At 67.6% G+C, this 20893-nt stretch carries 23 protein-coding genes; 9 read left to right on the top strand and 14 right to left on the bottom strand.

The genetic code is table 11. From position 1 onward, the window contains the following. Window positions 1-40: 40 nt before the first annotated feature. The gene (locus ACZK1G_RS05095) at window positions 41-532 is read left to right on the top strand and encodes an REP-associated tyrosine transposase (RefSeq protein ID WP_101765049.1); all 492 of its coding nucleotides are present in this window, start codon (window positions 41-43) and stop codon (window positions 530-532) included. Window positions 533-620: 88 nt separating this feature from the next. On the opposite strand, the gene ACZK1G_RS05090 is transcribed toward ACZK1G_RS05095, so the two are convergent. Genes ACZK1G_RS05090 through ACZK1G_RS05080 form a run of 3 tightly spaced genes read right to left on the bottom strand, consistent with a single transcriptional unit; the run spans window position 621 to window position 2640 of the window. Then, on the bottom strand, window positions 621-1571 hold the full coding sequence (locus ACZK1G_RS05090; RefSeq protein ID WP_101765048.1) for an aspartate carbamoyltransferase catalytic subunit: 951 nt from the start codon (window positions 1569-1571) through the stop codon (window positions 621-623). A gap of 15 nt (window positions 1572-1586) precedes the next feature. Further along, a complete protein-coding gene (gene ruvX / locus ACZK1G_RS05085; RefSeq protein ID WP_049443421.1) occupies window positions 1587-2081 on the bottom strand; it encodes a Holliday junction resolvase RuvX in 495 nt (164 codons plus the stop codon). After that, a complete protein-coding gene (locus tag ACZK1G_RS05080; protein WP_014036231.1) occupies window positions 2074-2640 on the bottom strand; it encodes a YqgE/AlgH family protein in 567 nt (188 codons plus the stop codon). The genes ruvX and ACZK1G_RS05080 overlap by 8 nt, the downstream gene beginning before the upstream one ends. A 91-nt stretch (window positions 2641-2731) precedes the next feature. On the opposite strand from ACZK1G_RS05080, the gene ACZK1G_RS05075 reads away from it, so the two are divergent. Together ACZK1G_RS05075 and ACZK1G_RS05070 are read left to right on the top strand one after the other, a co-directional pair. Beyond that, on the top strand, window positions 2732-4519 hold the full coding sequence (locus ACZK1G_RS05075; RefSeq protein WP_101765047.1) for a DUF4153 domain-containing protein: 1788 nt from the start codon (window positions 2732-2734) through the stop codon (window positions 4517-4519). Next, window positions 4516-5061 (top strand): DNA-3-methyladenine glycosylase I, encoded by a 546-nt coding sequence (locus ACZK1G_RS05070; protein WP_049443419.1) that lies wholly within the window; start codon window positions 4516-4518, stop codon window positions 5059-5061. The genes ACZK1G_RS05075 and ACZK1G_RS05070 overlap by 4 nt, the downstream gene beginning before the upstream one ends. Before the next feature lie 86 nt (window positions 5062-5147). On the opposite strand, the gene ACZK1G_RS05065 is transcribed toward ACZK1G_RS05070, so the two are convergent. The 3 genes from ACZK1G_RS05065 to ACZK1G_RS05055 form a co-directional block, all read right to left on the bottom strand. After that, window positions 5148-5855 carry a YitT family protein gene (locus tag ACZK1G_RS05065; RefSeq protein WP_049443418.1) on the bottom strand — a complete coding sequence of 236 codons (708 nt, stop codon included), beginning with the start codon at window positions 5853-5855 and terminating at the stop codon, window positions 5148-5150. A 93-nt stretch (window positions 5856-5948) separates the two neighbouring features. Beyond that, entirely contained in the window at window positions 5949-6398 is a 450-nt protein-coding gene (locus tag ACZK1G_RS05060) for a GNAT family N-acetyltransferase (RefSeq protein ID WP_049443417.1), read from the bottom strand. Window positions 6399-6494: 96 nt separating this feature from the next. Beyond that, window positions 6495-6707 (bottom strand): DUF4287 domain-containing protein, encoded by a 213-nt coding sequence (locus ACZK1G_RS05055; RefSeq protein WP_049443416.1) that lies wholly within the window; start codon window positions 6705-6707, stop codon window positions 6495-6497. A 93-nt stretch (window positions 6708-6800) separates the two neighbouring features. Between ACZK1G_RS05055 and ACZK1G_RS05050 the strand changes: the two genes are divergently transcribed. Then, window positions 6801-7700 carry a LysR family transcriptional regulator gene (locus tag ACZK1G_RS05050; protein ID WP_101765046.1) on the top strand — a complete coding sequence of 300 codons (900 nt, stop codon included), beginning with the start codon at window positions 6801-6803 and terminating at the stop codon, window positions 7698-7700. A gap of 44 nt (window positions 7701-7744) precedes the next feature. On the opposite strand, the gene ACZK1G_RS05045 is transcribed toward ACZK1G_RS05050, so the two are convergent. The 4 genes from ACZK1G_RS05045 to ACZK1G_RS05030 form a co-directional block, all read right to left on the bottom strand. Continuing rightward, on the bottom strand, window positions 7745-8728 hold the full coding sequence (locus ACZK1G_RS05045) for an aldo/keto reductase (protein ID WP_049443414.1): 984 nt from the start codon (window positions 8726-8728) through the stop codon (window positions 7745-7747). A 110-nt stretch (window positions 8729-8838) separates the two neighbouring features. After that, window positions 8839-9516 (bottom strand): hypothetical protein, encoded by a 678-nt coding sequence (locus ACZK1G_RS05040; RefSeq protein WP_158297986.1) that lies wholly within the window; start codon window positions 9514-9516, stop codon window positions 8839-8841. An 86-nt stretch (window positions 9517-9602) separates the two neighbouring features. Next, window positions 9603-10766 carry a PilT/PilU family type 4a pilus ATPase gene (locus tag ACZK1G_RS05035; protein ID WP_049400675.1) on the bottom strand — a complete coding sequence of 388 codons (1164 nt, stop codon included), beginning with the start codon at window positions 10764-10766 and terminating at the stop codon, window positions 9603-9605. Between the two features lie 79 nt (window positions 10767-10845). Then, the gene (locus ACZK1G_RS05030; RefSeq protein WP_004147099.1) at window positions 10846-11883 is read right to left on the bottom strand and encodes a type IV pilus twitching motility protein PilT; all 1038 of its coding nucleotides are present in this window, start codon (window positions 11881-11883) and stop codon (window positions 10846-10848) included. 87 nt (window positions 11884-11970) lie between these two features. Here ACZK1G_RS05030 and ACZK1G_RS05025 point away from each other — a divergent pair, with 87 nt between their 5' ends. Both ACZK1G_RS05025 and proC read left to right on the top strand, forming a co-directional pair. Continuing rightward, window positions 11971-12648: a YggS family pyridoxal phosphate-dependent enzyme gene (locus ACZK1G_RS05025; protein WP_049443412.1), complete on the top strand. Its 678-nt coding sequence runs from the start codon at window positions 11971-11973 to the stop codon at window positions 12646-12648. 18 nt (window positions 12649-12666) lie between these two features. Continuing rightward, window positions 12667-13488 (top strand): pyrroline-5-carboxylate reductase, encoded by an 822-nt coding sequence (proC, locus tag ACZK1G_RS05020; RefSeq protein WP_049443411.1) that lies wholly within the window; start codon window positions 12667-12669, stop codon window positions 13486-13488. Between the two features lie 60 nt (window positions 13489-13548). On the opposite strand, the gene ACZK1G_RS05015 is transcribed toward proC, so the two are convergent. Continuing rightward, a complete protein-coding gene (locus ACZK1G_RS05015) occupies window positions 13549-14424 on the bottom strand; it encodes a LysR family transcriptional regulator (protein ID WP_049443410.1) in 876 nt (291 codons plus the stop codon). A 100-nt stretch (window positions 14425-14524) separates the two neighbouring features. On the opposite strand from ACZK1G_RS05015, the gene ACZK1G_RS05010 reads away from it, so the two are divergent. Next, window positions 14525-15127 (top strand): short chain dehydrogenase, encoded by a 603-nt coding sequence (locus tag ACZK1G_RS05010; protein ID WP_049443409.1) that lies wholly within the window; start codon window positions 14525-14527, stop codon window positions 15125-15127. A 66-nt stretch (window positions 15128-15193) separates the two neighbouring features. Here the strand turns inward: ACZK1G_RS05010 and soxR are convergent, their stop codons facing one another. Then, on the bottom strand, window positions 15194-15628 hold the full coding sequence (gene soxR, locus ACZK1G_RS05005) for a redox-sensitive transcriptional activator SoxR (protein WP_014036217.1): 435 nt from the start codon (window positions 15626-15628) through the stop codon (window positions 15194-15196). A gap of 29 nt (window positions 15629-15657) precedes the next feature. On the opposite strand from soxR, the gene ACZK1G_RS05000 reads away from it, so the two are divergent. After that, complete coding sequence (locus ACZK1G_RS05000) at window positions 15658-17079, top strand: MFS transporter (RefSeq protein WP_049443408.1); 1422 nt, start codon at window positions 15658-15660, stop codon at window positions 17077-17079. Between the two features lie 86 nt (window positions 17080-17165). On the opposite strand, the gene ACZK1G_RS04995 is transcribed toward ACZK1G_RS05000, so the two are convergent. Both ACZK1G_RS04995 and ACZK1G_RS04990 read right to left on the bottom strand, forming a co-directional pair. Further along, entirely contained in the window at window positions 17166-19187 is a 2022-nt protein-coding gene (locus ACZK1G_RS04995; RefSeq protein ID WP_101765044.1) for an esterase/lipase family protein, read from the bottom strand. Beyond that, the gene (locus tag ACZK1G_RS04990; protein ID WP_101765043.1) at window positions 19187-20161 is read right to left on the bottom strand and encodes an Lnb N-terminal periplasmic domain-containing protein; all 975 of its coding nucleotides are present in this window, start codon (window positions 20159-20161) and stop codon (window positions 19187-19189) included. The genes ACZK1G_RS04995 and ACZK1G_RS04990 overlap by 1 nt, the downstream gene beginning before the upstream one ends. 171 nt (window positions 20162-20332) lie before the next feature. On the opposite strand from ACZK1G_RS04990, the gene ACZK1G_RS04985 reads away from it, so the two are divergent. Then, a complete protein-coding gene (locus ACZK1G_RS04985) occupies window positions 20333-20737 on the top strand; it encodes a GFA family protein (protein ID WP_049443405.1) in 405 nt (134 codons plus the stop codon). Window positions 20738-20893: the final 156 nt, after the last annotated feature.

Below are 20893 nucleotides of genomic sequence, written 5' to 3'. Positions count from 1 at the left end.
CCCGATGTTCACGGCAAGCAGGCCCGCCCATGCTTGCTCCATGCAGAACACCAGGCTCCTGATCGGCCGCCGCTCCAGCGTCGGCCTCAGCTACATCCTCACAACGGTGGTGACAGGCCGCGCGCCGCTGCTCGCCAGCGACGATGTCGCCGCCCTCGTAGTACGGGAGTTCCAGCGACTTGATCAGGAAGGCTTCACCCGCTCGATTGCCTACGTGGTCATGCCCGACCACATCCACTGGCTGGTCGAACTGCGCGCCGGGTCACTGGAAACCGTCATGAAGCGTTTCAAGTCGCGCACAGCCCAGCAGGCAAACCGGTTGCTGGGGCGAGTCGGGCGCTTCTGGCAGGCCTGCTATCACGATCATGCGATCCGCTCTGACGAATCGTTGCACCGGCATGCGATGTACCTGATGGGAAATCCGATCAGGGCCGGGCTGACGACGCGGTTGGGGCAATATCCCCATGCATGGTGCGAATGGGAGCTCGGGGCATCATGTGATCTGCCCGATGACATGAGCTCCGGTGGATAGTGCCAACCAAGGTTGGCATCTACCCAAGCAGGGCGCGCACGAACCGGGCGGTGACTGTGTCAACCAAGGTTGACACCTACCAGAGCGATCAGCCCAGCAGGGTTTCCAGCACGGCCATGCGCACGGCGACGCCGTTGGCGACCTGGCGCAGCACCCACGACTGCGGGCCGTCGGCCACGTCGTCCGTCACTTCCACGCCACGGTTGATCGGACCCGGGTGCAGCACCGCGGCATCCTTGCCGGCGCGGGCCAGGCGTTCGTTGGTCAGTCCGTACTGCGCGTGGTACTGCTCCAGCGACGGCACCAGGCCTTCTTCCATGCGCTCGCGCTGCAGGCGCAGCATCATCAGCGCGTCGACGCCTTCCAGCATCGCGTCGAAGTCATCGCCGACCACGCAGCCCTTCAGGGTCTCGTCGTCCGGCAGCAGCGACTGCGGGCCGCACACGCGGATCTCGCCCACACCCAGCGTGCGCAGCGCATGCAGGTCGGTGCGGGCCACGCGCGAGTGCTTCACGTCGCCGACGATCACCACCTTCAGCTTCGAGAAATCCGGGCCCTTGGCCTGGCGCAGGGTCAGCATGTCCAGCAGGCCCTGGGTCGGGTGCGCGCTGCGGCCGTCGCCGGCGTTGATCAGTGCGGTGCCCTCACCCGCGGCGTCGGCCAGCGCGGCCACGGCGCCATCATCCGGGTGGCGCACCACGAAGCCGCGCACGCCCATTGCTTCCAGGTTGCGCAGCGTGTCGCAGGCGGTTTCGCCCTTGCGCGTGGACGAGGTCGAGGCATCGAAGTTCAGCACGTCGGCGCCCAGGCGCTGCGCGGCCAACTGGAACGAACTGCGGGTGCGCGTGGACGGTTCGAAGAACAGCGTGCACACCGCCGAACCGGCCAGCACCTGGCGCTTGTTGCCGACGCGACCGACCGCGGCATCGCGGATCTGCCCCGCCCGATCAAGCAGCTGCAGCAGGGTTTCGCGCGGCAGGCCCTCCAGGGTCAGCAGGTGGCGCAGGCGTCCGGAGGCATCGATTTGCTGGGCGGTCATGGCGGTGTCGGGCAGTCAGGGAATGGGGGTGGCGTCGTCCGGCGACGACAGCCAGCGGTCGATGATCACCGCCGCGGCCACGGCATCGAGGGCGGCCGCATCACGGCGGCGCTTGCGCCCTTCGGCGCGCTCGACAGCGAAGCGGCGTGCGGCCTCGACCGAGCTGGAACGCTCGTCGATCATCACCACTGGCAGTTTGAAACGTTCCCGCAGCTGGCGGGCGAAGCCCTGCGCGCGCTTGCGGTTGGGCTGGTCCTGGCCGTCCAGGGTCAGCGGGTCGCCGACCACCAGGCCATCGGGTTTCCATTCCTTGAGCAGGCGTTCGATCGCGGTCCAGTCCGGGCCGTTGCCGTGCACATCGACCACGGCCACCGCGCGCGCATGCGCAGCGAAGGCACTGCCGATGGCCACGCCGATACGCCGCGAGCCGACATCGAAACCCAGAACGGTGCCGTCACGGCGGATGGCCGGGGCAGCAGGATCCGGCGCGGGCATGATGGGCTCAGACATGGCCGCTGTAGTCGGTCAGCCGGAACAGGTCCACGCCGATGCGCGAGGCCGCACCCTGCCAGCGCTGCTCCAGCGGCAGCTGGAACACCAGTTCGGCATCGGCCGGCACAGTCAGCCAGCTGTTCTCGGACAGCTCGCTTTCCAGCTGCCCTGCACCCCAACCGGCACAGCCGAGGGTGACCACGGCATTGGCCGGGCCTTCGCCGCGCGCCATCGCTTCGAGGATGTCGCGCGAGGTGGTCAGGTACAGGCCTTCTCCCACGGTCAGGCTGGAATCCCACGCCCGCGCGTCGTCATGGATGACGAAGCCGCGCTCGGGATGCACCGGGCCGCCATTGAGCACCATGCGCGCCTGCAGGTCGCCATCACCGGTGGTGATGTCCATCTGTGCAAGCACTTCACCCAGCGTGTATTCGGAAGGCTGGTTGACCAGCACGCCCATTGCCCCGTTCTCGTCGTGCTGGCAGATCAGCGCGACGCTGCGGGCAAAGGTCGCGTCGAGCAGCGACGGCAGCGCGACGAGCAGGTGATCGGCAAGGGAGGTCGGCGTTACAGGCATGCCCCCATTCTACCTGCTGGGGGCGGGATGGTCGCGCGATGGCGCGGAACAGCGATGGGCTAGGATGGTGCTTTGCCATGGAAGGTCTTCGATGCAGTCTTCATCGCCCCTGACCCTGCCGGCACGCAGCGCCATCGTCCTGCTTGCCCTGCTGCAGGGCCTGATGCTGTATGCCGCACAGGAACTGTCCGATGCGTGGCCGTTCCGCGATATCGGCTGGCGCTACTGCTGGTACGCCTGGGTGCTGGCCATTCCGAGCGCGGCGGCGCTGAGCCTGGTCGAGCTGGGCCAGCGCCGACTGTGGCTGCAGGCCGTGCTCGGCTCAGCGGTGGTGCTGGCGCTGGCCGCCTGGACCGGCTGGAACCTCACTGGCGAGACCGCACTGGAGTCGGGCGCGTTGCAGGTCCCGTTGACCCTGGGCATTGCCGTGGCGGTATTCGTGGCCTTGCCCTGGTGGCAGTTCCAGCTGCAGCATGGGCATTGGCGCGCCAGCTATCCGGAGCTGTTCGAGCGTGCCTGGCAGAACGGCCTGACCCTGGCCCTGGCTGCGCTGTTCACCGGGCTGACCTGGCTGCTGCTGTGGCTGTGGGCGGCGCTGTTCCAGTTGCTCGACGTGACCGTCTTCCGCGACCTGTTCCGCCAGGACGCGTTCATCGCGCTGGCCACCGGCAGCCTGGCCGGGTTCGGCGTGCTGATCGGGCGCACCCAGCACCGCGCGATCCAGATCACCCGCCAGGTGCTGTTCGCGATCTGCCGCGGGCTGCTGCCGCTGCTCTCGTTCATCGCCGTGCTGTTCGTGCTGAGCCTGCCGCTGACCGGGCTGGAACCGCTGTGGAAGACCCGTTCCGCCGCCAGCCTGCTGGTGGTGGTGTCGCTGCTGCTGGTGACGTTCACCAATGCGGTCTACCAGCAGGGGGAAGACAGTGCACCCTACCCTCTGGTACTGCGAAGGCTGGTCGAGGCCAGCCTGCTGACACTGCCGGTGTACGCCGCGCTGGCGCTGTATGCATTGGGCCTGCGCGTGACGCAGTACGGCTGGACCGTGGACCGGTTCTGGGCGGTACTCGTTGCATTGGCCGTGGCCGGCTATGCCGTGGGCTATGCGCTGGCGGTGCTGCGCCGGCAGAGCCGCTGGTTGCAGATGCTGGAGCCGGTCAACCGCTGGATGTGCTGGGCGGTGCTGGCACTGGCATTGCTGGGCAACTCGCCGCTGCTGGATCCGGTGCGGCTGACCCTGTCCAGCCAGCTGGCGCGCCTGCGTGCGGATCCGCCGGCGATCACCAGTAGCGACGTCAACGTGCTGCGCTTCGATCTTGGGCGCCGTGGCGTGCAGGCGCTGCGCGAGTTGCAGCGTGATCCAGCCATCACCACCGATGCCAACGCGCCACAGGTGATCGCTGCAGCACTGGCACGTATCTCACGCTGGGACGACGGCCACCGCCTCGACAAGGGTCCGCAGGACGTCGCCGCCCTGCAGCGCGCGCTGAAGCTGGCCAAGGGATCCAGCTCGCCGCCGGACGATTGGTGGCAGGCGCTGGCCACGCGTTCGATCAATGGCGAATCCTGCGCCCAGAGCGAGCGCGACTGCCTGATCGTGCATCGCGACCTGGACGGCGATGGCACCGGCGAAGTGCTGCTGTGCGAGCTGTACACCCACCGTGGGCCGGACTGCGTGCTGTATGCACGTGGCAGGGATGCCCACTGGCGCCGGGCCGGTTCGCTGTTCGGCACTGTCAGCGGCCAGGCCGAAGCCATCAACCAGGCCCTGCGTGATGGCGAGCTCACTCTCGAACCGCCGCGCTGGCCGATGCTGTCCATCGGCGGGCGCCCTGCGCTGGCCATCGATCCCGAACCCGAATCCAACGAGTCCTCCCCATGAGCGGTTACTGCCTCATCGCCCCGGGCCATCCGGTGCACGACTACTACCACGCCAACGAGTACGGCTTCCCGCAGCGTGACGAGCGCGAGCTGTTCGAGCGGCTGGTGCTGGAGATCAACCAGGCCGGGCTGAGCTGGGAAACGATCCTGAAGAAGCGCGAGGGCTTCCGCACGGCCTATGACGGTTTCGATGTCGACCGCGTGGCGGCCTATGCCGAGCAGGACATCGAACGCCTGCTGTCGGACGCAGGCATCATCCGCAACCGGCTGAAGGTGTTGGCGGCGATCCACAACGCGCAGGTGATCCAGCAGCTGCGGGCCAGCCATGGCAGCTTCGCGGCATGGCTGGATGCGCATCACCCGCGCAGCAAGGCCGACTGGGTCAAGCTGTTCAAGAAGACGTTCCGCTTCACCGGCGGCGAGATCACCGGCGAATTCCTGATGAGCCTGGGCTACCTGCCCGGTGCGCACGCCGCGGACTGCCCGGTGCATGCACGGCTGCTGACGCTGTCGCCGCCGTGGTTGAAGGCCTCCGGCGCTTGATCGGCGTCCGCGCCAGCCACGCATGGCGTGGCTCTACTGCATGCTGCGGGTGATCTACACGTTCACGGCGAACGCGGAAAGCGCGATCACACGCCCATGTAGCGGCCGGGGCGGTGGTTGAACATCAGCACCAGGCTGAGCACCACCGCGCCGATGGCCGAGTACAGCACCTTCGACGGTGACAGCACGAAGAACGCGGCCACCATCAGGCAGGCGTCGTAGGACATCTGCACCTTGCCGGCGCTCCAGCCACGGGTGCGCTGCAGGTACACCGCCAGGATGCCGATGCCGCCGAGGCTGGCGCGGTGACGGATGAAGAACAGGATGCCCAGGCCGGACAGCGCGCCGCCCACGATCGCCGAGTACAGCGGGTTGATATGCGAGAAGTCGATCCAGCGCGGCAGCAGGTCGGTCAGCACGCCACAGGCGGTGACCGCGGCGAAGGTCTTCAGGGTGAATTCCCAGCCCATGCGCCGCAGCGCCACCCAGTAGAACGGCAGGTTGACCAGCACGAACACCAGGCCGAAGTTCCAGCCCATCGCGTAGTGCAGCAGGAACGCCATGCCGGCCATGCCGCCGATCATCAGCCCACCCTTGGCGAAGATGGCCAGGCCCAGCGAGGCCACCATCGTGGCCAGCACCATGCCCTGCACGTCCTCGGCGATCGAGTGTCGCAGCGCTTTTTCGTCGGCGGTGGTGCCGGCACTGTCGGGCGGTGGGGTCAGCGGACCGGCGGTGACCAGGTGGCCGTCAGCGTCGTCGCACGGCGCGGGGCCATGGGAAGGAGGGGACATGCGGGTGGGGGAACAGCGGGTGGGGAGCGGTATTAGACACGATCTGCATGACAGTTGCAGATGAAATCGTTCAGCCACCCTCGCCCATTCAGATTATTCCAGACCCGCAACAGGCAGCACGGCCAGCATGTCCTCGCCATCGTCATCCATGCCGGTCTCGACGAACCCGAAGCTGCCGTAGAAGGCGCCGGCCACCGGATTGCGCGGGTTGTAGCAGATCTCGATCTCGGCCAGCCCGGGCGTGGCCCGGATCTGCGCCAGCGCCAGTTCCAGCGCGCGGCGCCCGATGCCTCGCCCCTGCCAGCGCTGGTCGACCATGAAGCGCCAGATCGAGATGCGCTGCGGCGTCTCCGGCACCCACATGAAGAACCCGACCAGCTCGCCATCGGCCTGGATGGCACGGGTCTGGTAGCCGGGATGGAATGCGGCCTGCACCAGCGACCAGGTGTTGCCGGCGACGAAATCCTGCTGCGCCTCACTGACCTCGAGGTCGCACACGGCTTCGTAGTTGTCGACGGTGATCGCGTCCAACGTGACCTGCATATGGGCGTCCTGCCTCGGGATGAACGCCCAGTCTGCCTGACCCTGGATGCCGTGTGGCCAGGCCCCACACGACCGTTCAGCGCAGCGTTGCCTGCCTCATCCCTTCTCGGCCAGATGGTGCGCCACCAGCGCGTTGGCGTGGCCATGGCCCAGCCCATGCTCGCTTTTAAGGAAGCTGACCAGTTCCATGTGCCTCAGCCCAGGCTGCTTCGCCAGCAGGCCGAACCAGTGCGCCACCGGCTGACCGTAGGCCTTCTCGATGGAGGGGAAATACGAGGCCGGGCCTTTCGGCTTGGTGTCAGTGCTCATGCGGAAGCTCCTTGCGTTGGATGTACCGGTACGACGAACCGGGGCGCCGGAAATCGACAGGCCCGTTCAATCCGGGAGCCTTATCATCCCGTCATGCCCCGTGAAAACCTCAACGACCTGCAGGCCTTCGTGCACGTTGCCCGCGAAGGCAGCTTCACCAGGGCCGCCGCCCAGCTCGGCGTGTCCCAGTCAGCGCTCAGCCATGCCATGCGCGGCCTGGAACAGCGCCTCGGCGTGCGCCTGCTGACCCGTACCACCCGCAGCGTGTCCACCACCGAAGCTGGCGCCCGCCTGCTCGAAACCCTCGCCCCACGCCTGGCCGAGATCGAGGACGAACTGGCCGCGCTGGCCGAGTACCGCGAGCGCCCGGCCGGCACCATCCGCATCAACGCCACCGGCCATGCTGCCGAGTACCTGGCCTGGCCGCGGCTGGCGCCGCTGCTGCAGCGCTATCCGGACCTGAAGGTGGAACTGACCACCGACTACGGCCTGGCCGACATCGTCGCCGAACGCTACGACATCGGCATCCGCCTCGGCGAGCGGCTGGCCCGCGACATGGTCGCGGTGCCGATCAGCCCGCCGCTGCGCATGCGCGTGGTCGGCGCGCCCAGCTACTTCCGCCAGCACGTGGTGCCGCAGCATCCGGACGACCTGGCCGGGCACAACTGCGTGACCCTGCGCCTGCCCACGCATGGTGGACTGATGCCGTGGGATTTCGGCCAGGACGGCAACGAACTGAGCGTGCGCGTGACCGGCCAGTGGACCTTCAACACCATGGGTATGACCCGCGCCGCGGCGCTGGCCGGCAGCGGCCTGGCCTGGCTGCCGGAAGACCAGGTGCAGCCGATGCTGGACGATGGTCGCCTGCAGTCGGTGCTGGACGACTGGTGCCCGCACTTTGATGGCTACTACGCGTATTACCCATCGCGCCGCCACGTCACCGTGGCGATGCGCACGGTGCTTGAAGCGCTGCGCGGGCCGATGGGAAGTTGAGGAGTGCGGACCAACGGTCCGCACCCACCGCACCCACCTGGTGATCAGCCCTTGGCCTGCGCCGCACGCTGCGCGTTGTAGCGCTCGCCGACGATCGACACTTCGTCCAGTGCCTGCGCGATGCGCTGCAGATCCTCCGGTGCCAACTGCAGGTCGGCCGCGCCCAGGTTCTCTTCCAGGCGATGGACCTTGGTCGTGCCCGGAATCGGCACGATCCACGGCGCCTGCGCCAGCAGCCAGGCCAGCGCCACCTGTGCCGGGGTCGCGCCACGCGCCGCAGCAATCGTGCCGATGCGATCAACCAGCGCCTGGTTGGCGCGGCGTGCTTCCACCTGGAAACGCGGCACGCTGTTGCGGAAGTCGTTAGCGTCGAAGGTGGTGTCGGCGTTGATCGCGCCGGTCAGGAAGCCGCGGCCAAGCGGGCTGAACGGCACGAAGCCGATGCCCAGTTCCTGCAGGGTCGGCAGCAGCTCGCGCTCCGGCTCGCGCCACCACAGCGAGTACTCGCTCTGCACGGCGGCGACCGGCTGCACCGCATGCGCACGGCGCACGGTGGCGGCGCTGGCCTCGGACAGGCCGAAGTGGCCGACCTTGCCTTCGGCGATCAGGTCGCGCACGGTGCCGGCCACATCTTCGATCGGCACGTTCGGGTCCACGCGGTGCTGGTAGAACAGGTCGATATGGTCGGTGCGCAGGCGCTTGAGGCTGGCTTCGGCCACCGCACGGATGTTCTCCGGGCGGCTGTCCAGGCCGGTATCGACGCGCGCGTCCTTGAAGCCGAACTTGGTGGCGATCACCAGCTTGTCGCGATACGGCGCCAACGCTTCGCCGAGCAGGTCTTCGTTGGTGTACGGGCCATACACCTCGGCGGTGTCGAAGAAGGTCACGCCACGCTCGACGGCGGCCTGCAGCAGGGCGATGCCCTGGCTGCGCTCCACCGGCTGGCCGTAGGCGTGGGTCAGGCCCATGCAGCCCAGGCCCAGGGCGGAAACCTTCAGGCCACTGCGGCCGAGTTCACGTGTCTGCATCGTCGTGCTCCAGAGGGGGAGCGCTGACGATACGCCTGCATTGGCGGTGGATTGAACCGGCTGGATGGCAGTCGGTCATGACTGGAATTCATCAATCGGCGGCGCGCGGGTCATTCCATGCCCGGCACGGTGTCAGTGCACCCCGCCAGTTCCACCATCATCCTGCCAGTGTTGCGGAACGCCGGATCCCGCGGCACCCATCGCGCGAACCAACGCTGCTCGCCGTCCACCACGGACTCGAACATCCACGTTGAGCCATCAAGGCCAGCGCTCGAGTCTTCGCCCTGCAAAAGCGCAAACGCGGCGGCGATGGCCTTCCATTCCTGCGTACTCAGCGCGCGCGGTGGCGCGCACGTGCCGCCCTTGATGACGGTGGATGGACGCCCGGGCGACGATCCGGGAATCTCGAAATCGCGTGCACTGCGCCCGACGATCCACGCCTGGCCGGCTGCGTTGCGCTGCGCGCGTACTACCACGCCCGGGAAGAATGGGGTATGCCAGACGAAGCGATACGCCTGGACCGGTACGCTGCCACAGCGGAACGACGGCTCCGGCAAGCCATCGAGATCCCGCAACGCGTCTCTGTAGGATGCCCTCGCAAACCCGGTGAAATCGAGGAAGGGAAGCGGGCCCCTGCTACGCCTCTGTGCAGGCGGTGGCAGCAGATACCAGGCATGCGCCTCCGGATCGTCGCAGCCCTCGGCCGGGGCAGCCGGTTCGGGGGTACGAGCACAACCGCCCTGCAGCAGCACGGCGATGGCCAGTATCACGCTCGCAGTCACACGCATGCACGCCTCCCTGGCAGGTGCACGCCGGCGTGCATCCGGCGCTGCGGTCATCCCGGAGCAGAGGGCGCCCGCAGGCGCCCGTCCAGTCACCGGATCTCGGAAATCTCCACGCCGTCCAGCCCCTGCGACAGGGTGCGCGCGTCGCCGCCCTGGCTGAGCTTGATGCGCAGGCGTACTTCGTTCTGCGAATCGGCGTAGCGCAGCGCGTCCTCGTAGCTGATCTCGCCGGCCTGGTACAGCTCGAACAGGCTCTGGTCGAAGGTCTTCATGCCCAGCTGGACCGAGTCCTTCATCACTTCCTTCAGCTTGTGGATCTCGCCGTCGCGGATGTAGTCCTGCACCAGCGGCGTGCCCAGCAGGATCTCCATCGCCACCTTGCGCGAGCGGCCATCCGGCGACGGCACCAGCTGCTGCGCGACCACGCCCTTGAGGTTCAGCGACAGGTCCATCAGCAGCTGGTTGCGGCGGTCTTCCGGGAAGAAGTTGACGATGCGGTCCATCGCCTGGTTGGCGTTGTTGGCATGCAGGGTGCACAGCACCAGGTGGCCGGTTTCGGCGAACGCGATGGCATGGTCCATGCCTTCGCGGGTACGCACCTCGCCGATCATGATCACGTCCGGCGCCTGGCGCAGGGTGTTCTTCAGCGCCGCTTCCCAACTGTCGGTATCGATGCCGACCTCGCGCTGGGTGATGATGCAGCCCTCGTGCTTGTGCACGAATTCGATCGGGTCTTCGATGGTGATGATGTGGCCGGTCGAGTTCTGGTTGCGGTAACCGATCATCGCCGCCAGCGAGGTCGACTTACCGGTACCGGTGGCGCCGACGAACAGGATGATGCCGCGCTTGGTCATCGCCAGCGTCTTGATGATCGGCGGCAGGCTCAGTTCTTCCACGGTCGGAATGCGCGTCTCGATGCGACGCAGCACCATGCCGACCTGGTTGCGCTGGTAGAAGCAGCTGACGCGGAAGCGGCCGACACCGGACAGGCCGATGGCGAAGTTGCATTCGTGGGTCTTCTCGAATTCCTCGCGCTGCGCCGGGGTCATCACGTTGAGGACCAGGTCGCGGCTCTGCTGCGGCGTGAGCGGGGTCTGCGTGATCGGCGAGATCTTGCCGTTGACCTTCATCGCCGGCGGCATGCCGGCCGTGATGAACAGGTCCGAGGCGCGCTGGTGCGCCATCAGCTTGAGGAACGAAGTGAAATCGATGGTGGTCGCGGTGGTGTTCACGGCGGGCTCCCAATGGGGCATGTACCAGGAAACGGTCGGTGGAGGAAACGGCGCGGGTACGGCGGCGCACTGGCGCACGCCGCCCCGCTGCTGCCCCGCCTTACTCGAACAGGCGCTTGTCCTTGGCGTACTCGCGGGCCTGGTTGCGGGTGATCAGGCTGCGCTTGACCAGGTCCTGCAGGTGCTGGTCCAGGGTCATCATGCCGTACTGCTGGCCGGTCTGGATGGCCGAGTACATCTGCGCCACCTTGTCCTCGCGGATCAGGTTGCGGATGGCCGGGGTGCCGACCATGATTTCCCACGCAGCGGTACGACCGCCGCCGACCTTCTTCAGCAGTGCCTGCGAGATCACCGCACGCAGCGACTCGGACAGCATCGAACGCACCATCGGCTTTTCGCCGGCCGGGAACACGTCGATGATACGGTCGATGGTCTTGGCCGCCGAACTGGTGTGCAGGGTGCCGAACACCAGGTGGCCGGTTTCCGCGGCGGTCAGCGCCAGGCGGATGGTTTCCAGGTCGCGAAGTTCGCCGACCAGGATGATGTCCGGGTCCTCACGCAGTGCCGAGCGCAGGGCTTCGTTGAAGCCATGCGTGTCGCGGTGTACTTCGCGCTGGTTGATCAGGCACTTCTGCGAGGTGTGCACGAATTCGATCGGATCCTCGACGGTGAGGATGTGGCCGTATTCGTTCTTGTTGATGTAGTCGATCATCGCCGCCAGCGTGGTCGACTTGCCCGAGCCGGTCGGGCCGGTCACCAGGATCAGGCCCTGCGGCTGCTGGATCACTTCGCGGAACAGCGGCGGGCAGGCCAGGTCCTCAAGGGTGAGCACCTCGGACGGAATGGTACGGAACACCGCACCGGCGCCGCGGTTCTGGTTGAACGCGTTCACACGGAAGCGCGCCAGCGACGGGATCTCGAAGGAGAAGTCCACTTCGAGGAATTCCTCGTAATCGCGGCGCTGCTTGTCGGACATGATGTCGTACACCAGCGCGTGGACCTGCTTGTGGTCCAGGGCTGGGATGTTGATCCGGCGAACATCGCCGTCCACGCGGATCATCGGCGGCAGGCCTGCGGACAGGTGCAGGTCGGACGCTTTGTTCTTTACGGAAAACGCCAGCAGTTCGGCGATATCCATGAGCGGCTACTCCCCAATAACGGCTTCGACTGGAAGGATCTTTCCCCGGGCGGCAGTATAGCCTCCTGATTCAACGGAACGCGTTACGTGGCCACTCCCCTGCCCCAGATCCTGAGCAACCTGCATGCTGCCGCCGAGGCGGCCGGCCGACCCGATCCGCGCCTGCTGGCCGTTTCCAAGACCCAACCGGCCGAGGCCGTGGCCGCGCTGGCCGCACAGGGCCAGCAGGCCTTCGGCGAGAACTATGTGCAGGAAGCGCTGGCCAAGATGCAGGCGCTGCAGCATCTGGCGCTGGAGTGGCACCTGATCGGCCACCTGCAGTCGAACAAGGCCGATGCCGTGGCCACCCATTTCGACTGGGTGCAGAGCGTGGACCGGCCCAAGCTGGTGACGGCGCTGGCGCGCCATCGCCCGGCCACGCGCGGCCCGCTGAACGTGCTGATCCAGGTCAACATCGACGATGAGTCCAGCAAGCACGGCTGTGCGCCGGAGGCCGTGGACGCATTGGCCGCCGCGATCGCCGCCGAGCCCCAGCTGCGCCTGCGCGGCCTGATGGCGATTCCGGCGCCGTGGCCGGAGGCCGAGCGTCGTCGGGATGCATTCGTGCGCATGCGCGCCCTTTTCCAGTCACTGGCCGCCCAGTATGAGCAGGTCGACACGCTGTCGATGGGCATGAGCAGCGACTACGCCGAAGCCATCGCCGAGGGCGCCACCCTGGTGCGCATCGGCACCGCCCTGTTCGGCGCGCGTCCGCGCCCGGCCTGATTTTCCAAGGAGACTTCCATGGCAGCTGATTCCATCACCTTCATCGGCGGCGGCAACATGGCGCGCAGCCTGATCGCCGGCCTGATCCGCCAGGGCGTGCCCGCCGCGCACATCCACGTGGCCGAACCGGTTGCCGCACTGCGCGAGTCGCTGGCCACCGATTTCGGCGTACAGGTACACGACAACGCCGCCGATGCCGCCGCACAGGGCCGCACCTGGCTGCTGGCGGTAAAACCGCAGGTGCTGCGCGAGGTCTGCCAGTCGCTGCAAGCACTGGCGCAGGCGAACCGACCGCTGGTGGTGTCCATTGCCGCCGGCATCACCAGCGCGCAGCTGGAACGCTGGCTGGGCGGCAACCTGCCGGTGGTGCGTGCAATGCCCAACACGCCGGCCCTGCTCGGCGCCGGCGTGACCGGTCTGTATGCCACGCCGTCGGTGGATGCACAGCAGCACGCGCAGGCCGAACAGGTATTGGCCAGTGCCGGCCGTACCGTGTGGATCGAGCACGAGGCGCTGATGGATTCGGTCACTGCCGTGTCCGGCAGCGGGCCGGCCTACGTGTTCCTGCTGGCCGAAGCGATGGAAGCGGCGGGCATTGCCCAGGGCCTGCCGGCCGAGGCCGCGCGCACGCTGGTGGTGCAGACCCTGCTGGGTGCCTCGCGCATGCTGGATGAGGCCGGTGAAAGCCCCGCCGAACTGCGCCGCCGCGTGACCTCGCCGAACGGCACCACCCAGGCCGCGATCGAGCGCTTCCAGGCCGGTGGTTTCGAAGCACTGGTGGATACGGCACTGCGCGCCGCGCAGGTGCGTGGGCAGGAACTGTCTGCGGCGAATGATTGATCTCCTGGGGTCAGATCCCTTTGCCGAGGCAAAGGGATCTGACCCCAACCACCCCGATGATCATTGCCCCAATGTGGCCATGACGAAATCGACGAAACACTGCAACCGCGGGCGCGGCCGTCGATCCGGCAGGTAGATCAGATGCATCGGCCGCGGTTCGGGCAGGTAGTCGCGCAGCAGCGGCTTCAACCGCCCGGCCGCGATCTCGCCGGCCAGCAGTGCGGTCGGCTGCAGCACCAGCCCTGCCCCGGCCACGGCGGCCTCGCGCAGCGCAACACCGTCGTTGCAGGTCAGCCGCGCCTCCCAGTCCACCTGTTCGCCGTTGGCCAGCTGCCAGCCATGGCCACCACGCCAGGCGAGATGGCTCAGGCAGTCATGCCCCTGCAGATCCGCTGGCGTGCGCGGCGTGCCGCGCCGGCGCAGGTATGAAGGCGCCGCGCACAGGCTCATTGCATAGGGCGGCAACGGCCGCGCCACCACCTCCTGCGATGGCAGCGGTCCGACCCGGATCGCCACGTCGAAGCCGTCCTCGATCAGATCCACGCGGCGGTTGCTCAGGTCCAGCTCGATGTTCAACTGCGGCTGCGCGCGCAGCAGGCCGGCCAGCTGCGGCGCCAGCACACAGCTGCCCCAGGTGGTCGGCGCACTGACCCGCAGCAGGCCACGCGGCTGTACCTGCAGGCCGGCCACGTCGGCCTCGGCCTGCTGCACCTGCTCCAGCACTTGCCGGCAGCCGGCCAGATAGGCGCTGCCGGCTTCGGTCAGGCGCTGGCGGCGGGTGTTCCGTTGCAGCAGCGCTGTCCCCAGGTGCGCCTCCAGCTGCTGGATGTACTTGCCCACCATCACCGCCGAGACCTGCAGCTGTTCGGCGGCGCCGGCGAAACTGCCACGCTCGGCCACGGCAACGAAGGCCTGCATGCATCGGAGGGTGTCCATTACTAACCCTGAGTTAGGAATCTGCGAAGCATACGCTTCTTACCTAACCCCACTGTGACGGCGCAGACTGCGCCCATTCCCACTCCCGCAAGGAACCGCCATGAAGATCCTCCTCGTGGGTGCCAGCGGCACCCTCGGCCAGGCAGTCGCCCGCCAGCTTGGCCAGCAGCATCAGATCCTCGCGGCCGGCCGCCACAGCGGTGAGCTGCGCGTCGACCTGACCGACGACGCCAGCGTTGCCGAACTGTTCGCGCGTACCGGCCCGGTCGATGCGGTGATCTCCACCGCTGGCAAGCTGTACTTCGGCCCGCTGCAGGAGATGACGCCCGAGCAGTTCAACATCGGCCTGCAGGACAAACTGCTGGGCCAGGTGCGGCTGGCACTGGCCGCGCAGCACCACCTCAACGCCGGCGGTTCGATCACCCTGACCAGCGGCATCGTCAGCGCACAGCCGATCCGCGATGGCGTCAACGCCACCTCGGTGAATGCCGCACTGGAAGGCTTCGTGCGTGCCGCCGCACTCGAGCTGCTGCCGCGCGGCCTGCGCATCAACGTGGTCAGCCCGAACGTGCTGATCGAATCGATGGCCGCCTACGGCCCCTACTTCCCGGGCTTCGAGGCGGTGAGCGCGCAGCGCGCGGCACTGGCCTTCCAGCGCGCGGTGGAAGGCATCCAGAGCGGCGAGACGATCACGGTCTGGTGAGAAAAAGGGGACGGAGGGGATTAAGTCGTTTGTGCACTTGCGACCTAATCCCCTCCGTCCCCTTTTTCACTCCCAGCGCATCGGGCCGTCGCCGCGTTCGCCGAGGACGTCGCCCGGGTTGGCCAGGCGGCAATGCTGCAGCGACAGGCAGCCACAGCCGATGCAGCCGGTCAGTTCATCGCGCAGCAGCTGCAGCATGTGGATGCGCTCTTCCAGCTCGGTGCGCCAGCGCGCGGACAGCTTGGCCCAGTCGGCCTTGGTCGGCGCGCGGCCTTCAGGCAGGCTCTCGAAGGCACGGCCGACCGCTTCCAGCGGCATGCCCACCCGCTGCGCCACGCGGATCACCGCCAGCCGGCGCAGTACATCCCGGCTGTAACGGCGCTGGTTGCCCGAAGTACGCAGGCTGCTGATCAGCCCCTTGCGCTCGTAGAAATGCAGTGCGGAAATGGCCACGCCACTGCGCTGGGAGACCTCGCCAACGCTGAGTTCCTGGGATGCCATTGCTTGACCTCAACTACAGTTGAGGTGTCATGCTGCTATCTTCGCCGCCCGTTGACAAGCGCGGCCTGCACCTGACCCGTATGACCCCGACCCTCTCTCCCGCCGACGCCCACCTGCCGGCTGACACCTCGATCCTGTCCGCGCGCTACCGCGCCACCACCATCGGCATGGTCGCGCTGGTCGCGCTGCATGCCTTCGAGGCATTGGCCGTCGCCGCCGCCATGCCCACCGTGGCCGAAGCGCTCGATGGCCTGCGCCTGTACGCGCTGGCCTTTGGCGGCACCCTGGCCACCAGCGTCATCGGTATGACCCTGGCCGGGCGCTGGGCGGATCGCCACGGCCCCGCGCGCCCGCTCTGGTACGGCCTGGCCTGCTTCGTGCTGGGCCTGCTGCTGGCCGGCTTTGCGACGCGCATGGGCATGCTGGTGGCCGGGCGCCTGATGCAGGGCCTGGGCGCGGGCGCGATTTCGGTCTCGCTGTACGTGATGGTTGGCCGCAGCTACCCCGAACACCTGCGGCCGAAGGTGTTCGCCGCGTTCTCCGCAGGCTGGGTGGTGCCGTCGATGGTCGGCCCGGCGCTGAGTGGCCTGATCGTGCAGCATCTGGGCTGGCGCTGGGTATTCCTGGCAGTGCCACTGCTGGCGATACCGGCCGCACTGCTGCTGCGCCCGGCATTGGCGCGCATGCAGTCTCCCGTTGCGCCCGGCAACGATGGCGAACGCGGCAACGTGGTGCGCTGGGCCAGTGGCGCCTCACTGGCCGCACTGCTGCTCTACGTCGGCGGCCAGCAACAGGGCATGGCCGCCCTGCTCTGCATCGGCGTGGCGATGCTGGCGCTGCTGTTCTGCGTGCACCGGCTGTTGCCGGCCGGAACGCTGATTCTGCGCCGCGGCCTGCCCAGCGTGATCGCGCTGCGCGGCATCGCTGCGGCGGCGTTCTTCGCCTGCGAAGCCTACCTGCCCCTGCTGCTGCAGCGCGAACGCGGGCTTTCGCCCAGCTGGGCCGGCGCGGTGCTCAGCCTCGGTGCGCTGGGCTGGTTCGCCGGCTCCTGGCTGCAGGGTCACCAGCAGCGCGGCTGGTCACGCCAGCAGCTGCTGCGCGTTGGCACGGTGATGATGACGGTCGGCATCGCCGCCACGCTGGCGGTGCTGTTCAAGCAGATGCCGCTGCCGGTCGCGCTGGTCGGCTGGGCCGTGACCGGTTTCGGCATGGGCATGATCTACGCCAGCCTGTCGGTGCTGACCCTGTCGCTGTCAGCGCCGCATGAGCAGGGTGCCAATACCTCGGCGCTGCAGCTGAGCGAGGCGCTGTCGGTGACCACCGCGCTGGCGGTCTCCGGTGCGCTGTTCGCCCTCTTCGTGGAAAGCGCGCCGCACACCGGCTACCTGCTGTGCCTGGCGATCACTTTCGGCCTGGCGGTGCTGGCCGCAGTGATCGCGCGGCGGGTGTAGGCCGCCGCATTACGGTGGTGCCGGCCGCTGGCCGGCAACCTCCACGCACGCAGGAATGCCGTGATGATGCCGGCCAGCGGCCGGCACTACCTGGCAGCGGCGCCCATGTCATCGATGTCCCGATGCAGGATGCGCCGCACTTCCAGCACGGCCTGTGGGGTCTCCTGCACGCTGTGGCCGGAAATGATCACTTTCTCCGACAGCGCCCCCGGCAGGTGCGCGCTCCAGTACGGCACCAGCCCGTCATCGGACTTTTCCACCGGCAACTCCGGCTTGCGCTGGGCGATGATCGAGTGGTACTTCAGGCCCGCTTCGATCGGCAGCTGTGCGGCGGCCTTCACGAACGGGTCGCTGGCCTTGAGGTTGTCGATGCTGTTGGGAATCTTCGGCTTGGCCGTGCCATCGACCTGCTGTTCGGCCTGTGCCAGCGCCATGAACACATCCTCGAACTTGCCGAGGATGGTCAGCGGCAGGCGCACCAGGCGACCGATCAGGCGCCCGACCTTGTTGCCGGCGATATCCGTTCCCTGGTGCGGCGCGGCGATGAAGATCGCGCGCTCCACGTTCGGCTGCGCCTTGAAATGCAGCAGCGGCCCCAGCTTGGTCTGCACCCGCTTCAGCCGCTCGCCCTTCAGATCGTAGTTGGCCAGCAGGTCATCCCACAGCACATCACCAGAGTCGCTCACCAGCAGGCGCGCGAGCACGCCGCCCATGCTGTGGCCGATATAGACCATGTCCTTCGACGCACGCGTGCTGCCGTTGGGGTCGAAATGCTTCAGCGTGTCGTTGAACGCGTTGGCGATCTCGTAGCGGTTCAGCGCGATCGGTGCATTGGTCGGGTAGTAGACCTGCCACACCTGGAACTGCTGGCGCAGCTCGGGATCGCCCATGATCTCGTTGGCCAGGTTCACCCAGGCTTCCGGGCTGCTGGCCAGGCCATGCAACATGAAGATGATGCGGCGGTTCGGGTCCCACGGCTGCATCAGGTAGATGTGCGGTTCGCCGATGCCCTCGCTCATGCCGAACAGGGTGCGCAGTGACTGCCGGGCGAAGCCACTCTGCGCCAGCCACAGGCCGTAGGCGGCGGTGAAATTGCCGGCCAGCGGTACCTGTTCGCCGTGCAGGGTGATGCGTTCGGTGGCTTCCGGCGAATAGGCATCGAGCTCGACCCGGCGCGTGCGCATCACATCGTCCAGGCTGCTGCCCTCGAACCGCAGCAACGCAGTGACGTTGATCGAGGACATCTCGCTGAACTCGGGCACCGAATCGTCATGGCGATGGCGGCGGCCACGACGCGCGTCGTCCTCATCCTCCGGCGGCGTATCGGCCTTCGGGCCATCCGGCGCGATCACCGGCGCGACCAGCTTCGGCGGGTCCATCACCATCACCAGCTCGGCGCCGAAACCATCGCGGCGATAGGTGCTGCGCAGGCCGACGAAGCTGACCGTGCCGGCCGGTACCAGCTGCGCAGGAATGCTCTTCAGGTTCAACTGCTGGTAGTTGGAGGCCAGCGACCAGCTGCCGACCGTGAGCGGTTTCGTATAGTCCTCGCCCGCCAGCGCAGCGGCGCGTGCGCGCACGAACAACACCACTGCCGCCTTCTCGGCCGCGTAGTTGTAGTAGTCGCGCACCTGCGTCTGCCGGTCCTCGAAGGCGCGGTCAGACGGTGAGCGCCCGCTGTAGAACAGGTAGGCATAGGCATAGCGCGCGGCTTCCAGCCAGGCGTCCAGCGCCGCATCGCTCATCGGCGGATCGCCGGCGGCGGTCTTCTTCGGCGTCAACGCCAGTGCGGCCTTCACCCACAGTTCGGACAGCGCCGACAACCGCTGCTCGACATTGAGGTCATCGGTCATCAACAACGTGCTGCGGCAGACCAGGAAGTCCTTCTCGCACTGCGACTCGTCCAGGCCCGCCGCGCTGAGCGTCTCGCGCGCGGCCGGGCTGAGCTTGCCGGTGTTGAGCACGTCGGCACGCTTGTTCACCAGCGAATCGCTGGATTTGACCTGCTTGACGGTCACCATCGCGCAGCCGCTGCTGCCCAGCAGCAGGAAGGCGGCGAACAACGCCGGCAGCAGGCGCTGCCAGCGGATCAGGAAGAGTCGGGTCATTACTGCGGGTCCTGCTCGGTGCCGGGCACGCCCTGGCGGATCACGGTGGAGAAGTGGTCGCCGCTGCCCAGGTCCAGCGCACGCTGGGTGATGCGGCCCTTGTCATGCAGTTCGGCGTACGGCACACCCGGAGTGAGCGCACCCACCTCCTGCGCGTACTCGGCCAGATACCCGGACAGCAGCAGGCGATAGTCCAGCGGCAGGCGCGGCGCGATGTGCCGGGCCAGGTCGAAGACGATGGTGGTGCAGTTGCTGGTGAGCGTGTTGTAGAAGCCCGGCTTCGCATCCAGTTCGCGCGCCTGCGCGATGTACGCGGCAAACAGCTCCTTCAGCTGCGCACGGTCCATGCCGTGCAGGCGGTACAGGTAGACATCCTCGCCGCGCGCGTTGGTACGGGTGCGGATGATGTCGGTCTCCTCCGAGGCCACCAGGGTCATCTCGAACTTGCGGAAGAAGCCGCCCAGCGCCGAGAACGATTCACCACGTTCCTTGCGGATCTCCAGCGAGAACACCACGTGGCGCCCATCCTCGAAACCGAACGAGATGAGGGTGTGGGCGATCGCCGGGCCCATCCAGTACGACAGCACCAGGTCGGCCGAGCGCAGCTGGTCCAGGTCGTATTCGCGGCGCACCCAGCGCGCGTCGTAGTCGGTTTCGCTGCGCCAGGTGAAATCACGCACGTTGTCGAACACTACTTGGCGCCCGTCGAAGGACACCACATGCAGGCGCTGGGCCACGTCATCGGCCCACACGCGGTCCTGCCGCGGGGTCAGCAGCAGCCACCACAGGCCAGCCAGTGCCAGCGAGGCGCCGAACGCCAGGCCCAGGCGACGATGGCCACGGCCACGCGCGACCCGCCACGACGCCCACAGCGCAAGCAGCAGCCACAGCACCGCAATGCCGTTCGCCAGCCAGCCCGGCCCCGGCATCTGATAGGCCAGCAGCCCGGTCACCCACAACGCTGCCAGCGCCATGGCACTTCCTGTCATCCAACGTCCTGCGGCTCTCACTGGCATCCTGTCGCGGTCCCGAAGCCGCATAGTTAGCCACAAGCGGGTTCACCGTGGCATCTACGGCCCGTTCAGGCACGCCGGCGCACCGTCTGCGGCGGTCCATGCGGCCAGGTTCATCTCACAGGAGCAACGATGGGCATCACTTCCGTGGCCGGCGTTCCGGTCCAACCCCAGCACCGCGCCACCTGCCATTGCGGCACGGTTGAACTGCTGCTGGACCTGCCGGACGGCATCGTCGACCCGCGCCGCTGCGACTGCTCGATGTGCCGGCGCCGGGGTGCCATTGCAGCCAGCGTTACCCGCGCGGGCCTGCAGGTGGTGCGCGGGCAGAACCACCTGCAGCTGTACCAGTTCAACACCCATGTGGCCGAGCACTACTTCTGCGGCGTGTGCGGCATCTACACCCATCATCGGCGCCGCTCCAACCCGGAACAGTACGGTTACAACGTGGCCTGCCTGGAAGGCATCGACCCGTTCGCGCTGGGTGTGATCCCGGTCAACGACGGGGTCAACCACCCCGCCGACCGCACCGGCTAGTGGCGCGCGCGCCGCGGCGGCGTGGCGACCTTCTGCCAGGGCGCCATGCCGCTGCGCCCGGCCCGCGCAGGGCGTTTCAGCCAGGAGCGGCGTGGCGGCGCCTGCGGCGCGTCCGCGACCGGGGGAGGAAGTGGTCTACGGCCGGGCCAGAGATGG

The organism is Stenotrophomonas sp. 109824_Sma, assembly GCF_056480025.1.
Note: the sequence above shows the minus strand (reverse complement) of the source record. Positions and strands in the feature narration are given on the sequence as shown.

Bases quoted from the DNA above. Each gene is read 5' to 3' on its own strand.
- ACZK1G_RS05050 (WP_101765046.1), top strand. From the start codon at position 6,801: ATGCCCCGTGAAAACCTCAACGACCTGCAGGCCTTCGTGCACGTTGCC.
- ACZK1G_RS05010 (WP_049443409.1), top strand. From the start codon at position 14,525: ATGAAGATCCTCCTCGTGGGTGCCAGCGGCACCCTCGGCCAGGCAGTC.
- ACZK1G_RS05055 (WP_049443416.1), bottom strand. From the start codon at position 6,707: ATGAGCACTGACACCAAGCCGAAAGGCCCGGCCTCGTATTTCCCCTCC.
- ACZK1G_RS05090 (WP_101765048.1), bottom strand. From the start codon at position 1,571: ATGACCGCCCAGCAAATCGATGCCTCCGGACGCCTGCGCCACCTGCTG.
- ACZK1G_RS05015 (WP_049443410.1), bottom strand. From the start codon at position 14,424: ATGGACACCCTCCGATGCATGCAGGCCTTCGTTGCCGTGGCCGAGCGT.
- ACZK1G_RS04990 (WP_101765043.1), bottom strand. From the start codon at position 20,161: ATGGCGCTGGCAGCGTTGTGGGTGACCGGGCTGCTGGCCTATCAGATG.
- ACZK1G_RS05000 (WP_049443408.1), top strand. From the start codon at position 15,658: ATGCTGCTATCTTCGCCGCCCGTTGACAAGCGCGGCCTGCACCTGACC.
- ACZK1G_RS05075 (WP_101765047.1), top strand. From the start codon at position 2,732: ATGCAGTCTTCATCGCCCCTGACCCTGCCGGCACGCAGCGCCATCGTC.
- ruvX (WP_049443421.1), bottom strand. From the start codon at position 2,081: ATGTCTGAGCCCATCATGCCCGCGCCGGATCCTGCTGCCCCGGCCATC.
- soxR (WP_014036217.1), bottom strand. From the start codon at position 15,628: ATGGCATCCCAGGAACTCAGCGTTGGCGAGGTCTCCCAGCGCAGTGGC.
- ACZK1G_RS05060 (WP_049443417.1), bottom strand. From the start codon at position 6,398: ATGCAGGTCACGTTGGACGCGATCACCGTCGACAACTACGAAGCCGTG.
- ACZK1G_RS05095 (WP_101765049.1), top strand. From the start codon at position 41: ATGCAGAACACCAGGCTCCTGATCGGCCGCCGCTCCAGCGTCGGCCTC.
- ACZK1G_RS04985 (WP_049443405.1), top strand. From the start codon at position 20,333: ATGGGCATCACTTCCGTGGCCGGCGTTCCGGTCCAACCCCAGCACCGC.
- ACZK1G_RS04995 (WP_101765044.1), bottom strand. From the start codon at position 19,187: ATGACCCGACTCTTCCTGATCCGCTGGCAGCGCCTGCTGCCGGCGTTG.
- ACZK1G_RS05065 (WP_049443418.1), bottom strand. From the start codon at position 5,855: ATGTCCCCTCCTTCCCATGGCCCCGCGCCGTGCGACGACGCTGACGGC.
- ACZK1G_RS05045 (WP_049443414.1), bottom strand. From the start codon at position 8,728: ATGCAGACACGTGAACTCGGCCGCAGTGGCCTGAAGGTTTCCGCCCTG.
- ACZK1G_RS05040 (WP_158297986.1), bottom strand. From the start codon at position 9,516: ATGCGTGTGACTGCGAGCGTGATACTGGCCATCGCCGTGCTGCTGCAG.
- ACZK1G_RS05035 (WP_049400675.1), bottom strand. From the start codon at position 10,766: ATGCCCCATTGGGAGCCCGCCGTGAACACCACCGCGACCACCATCGAT.
- ACZK1G_RS05080 (WP_014036231.1), bottom strand. From the start codon at position 2,640: ATGCCTGTAACGCCGACCTCCCTTGCCGATCACCTGCTCGTCGCGCTG.
- ACZK1G_RS05070 (WP_049443419.1), top strand. From the start codon at position 4,516: ATGAGCGGTTACTGCCTCATCGCCCCGGGCCATCCGGTGCACGACTAC.
- ACZK1G_RS05030 (WP_004147099.1), bottom strand. From the start codon at position 11,883: ATGGATATCGCCGAACTGCTGGCGTTTTCCGTAAAGAACAAAGCGTCC.
- proC (WP_049443411.1), top strand. From the start codon at position 12,667: ATGGCAGCTGATTCCATCACCTTCATCGGCGGCGGCAACATGGCGCGC.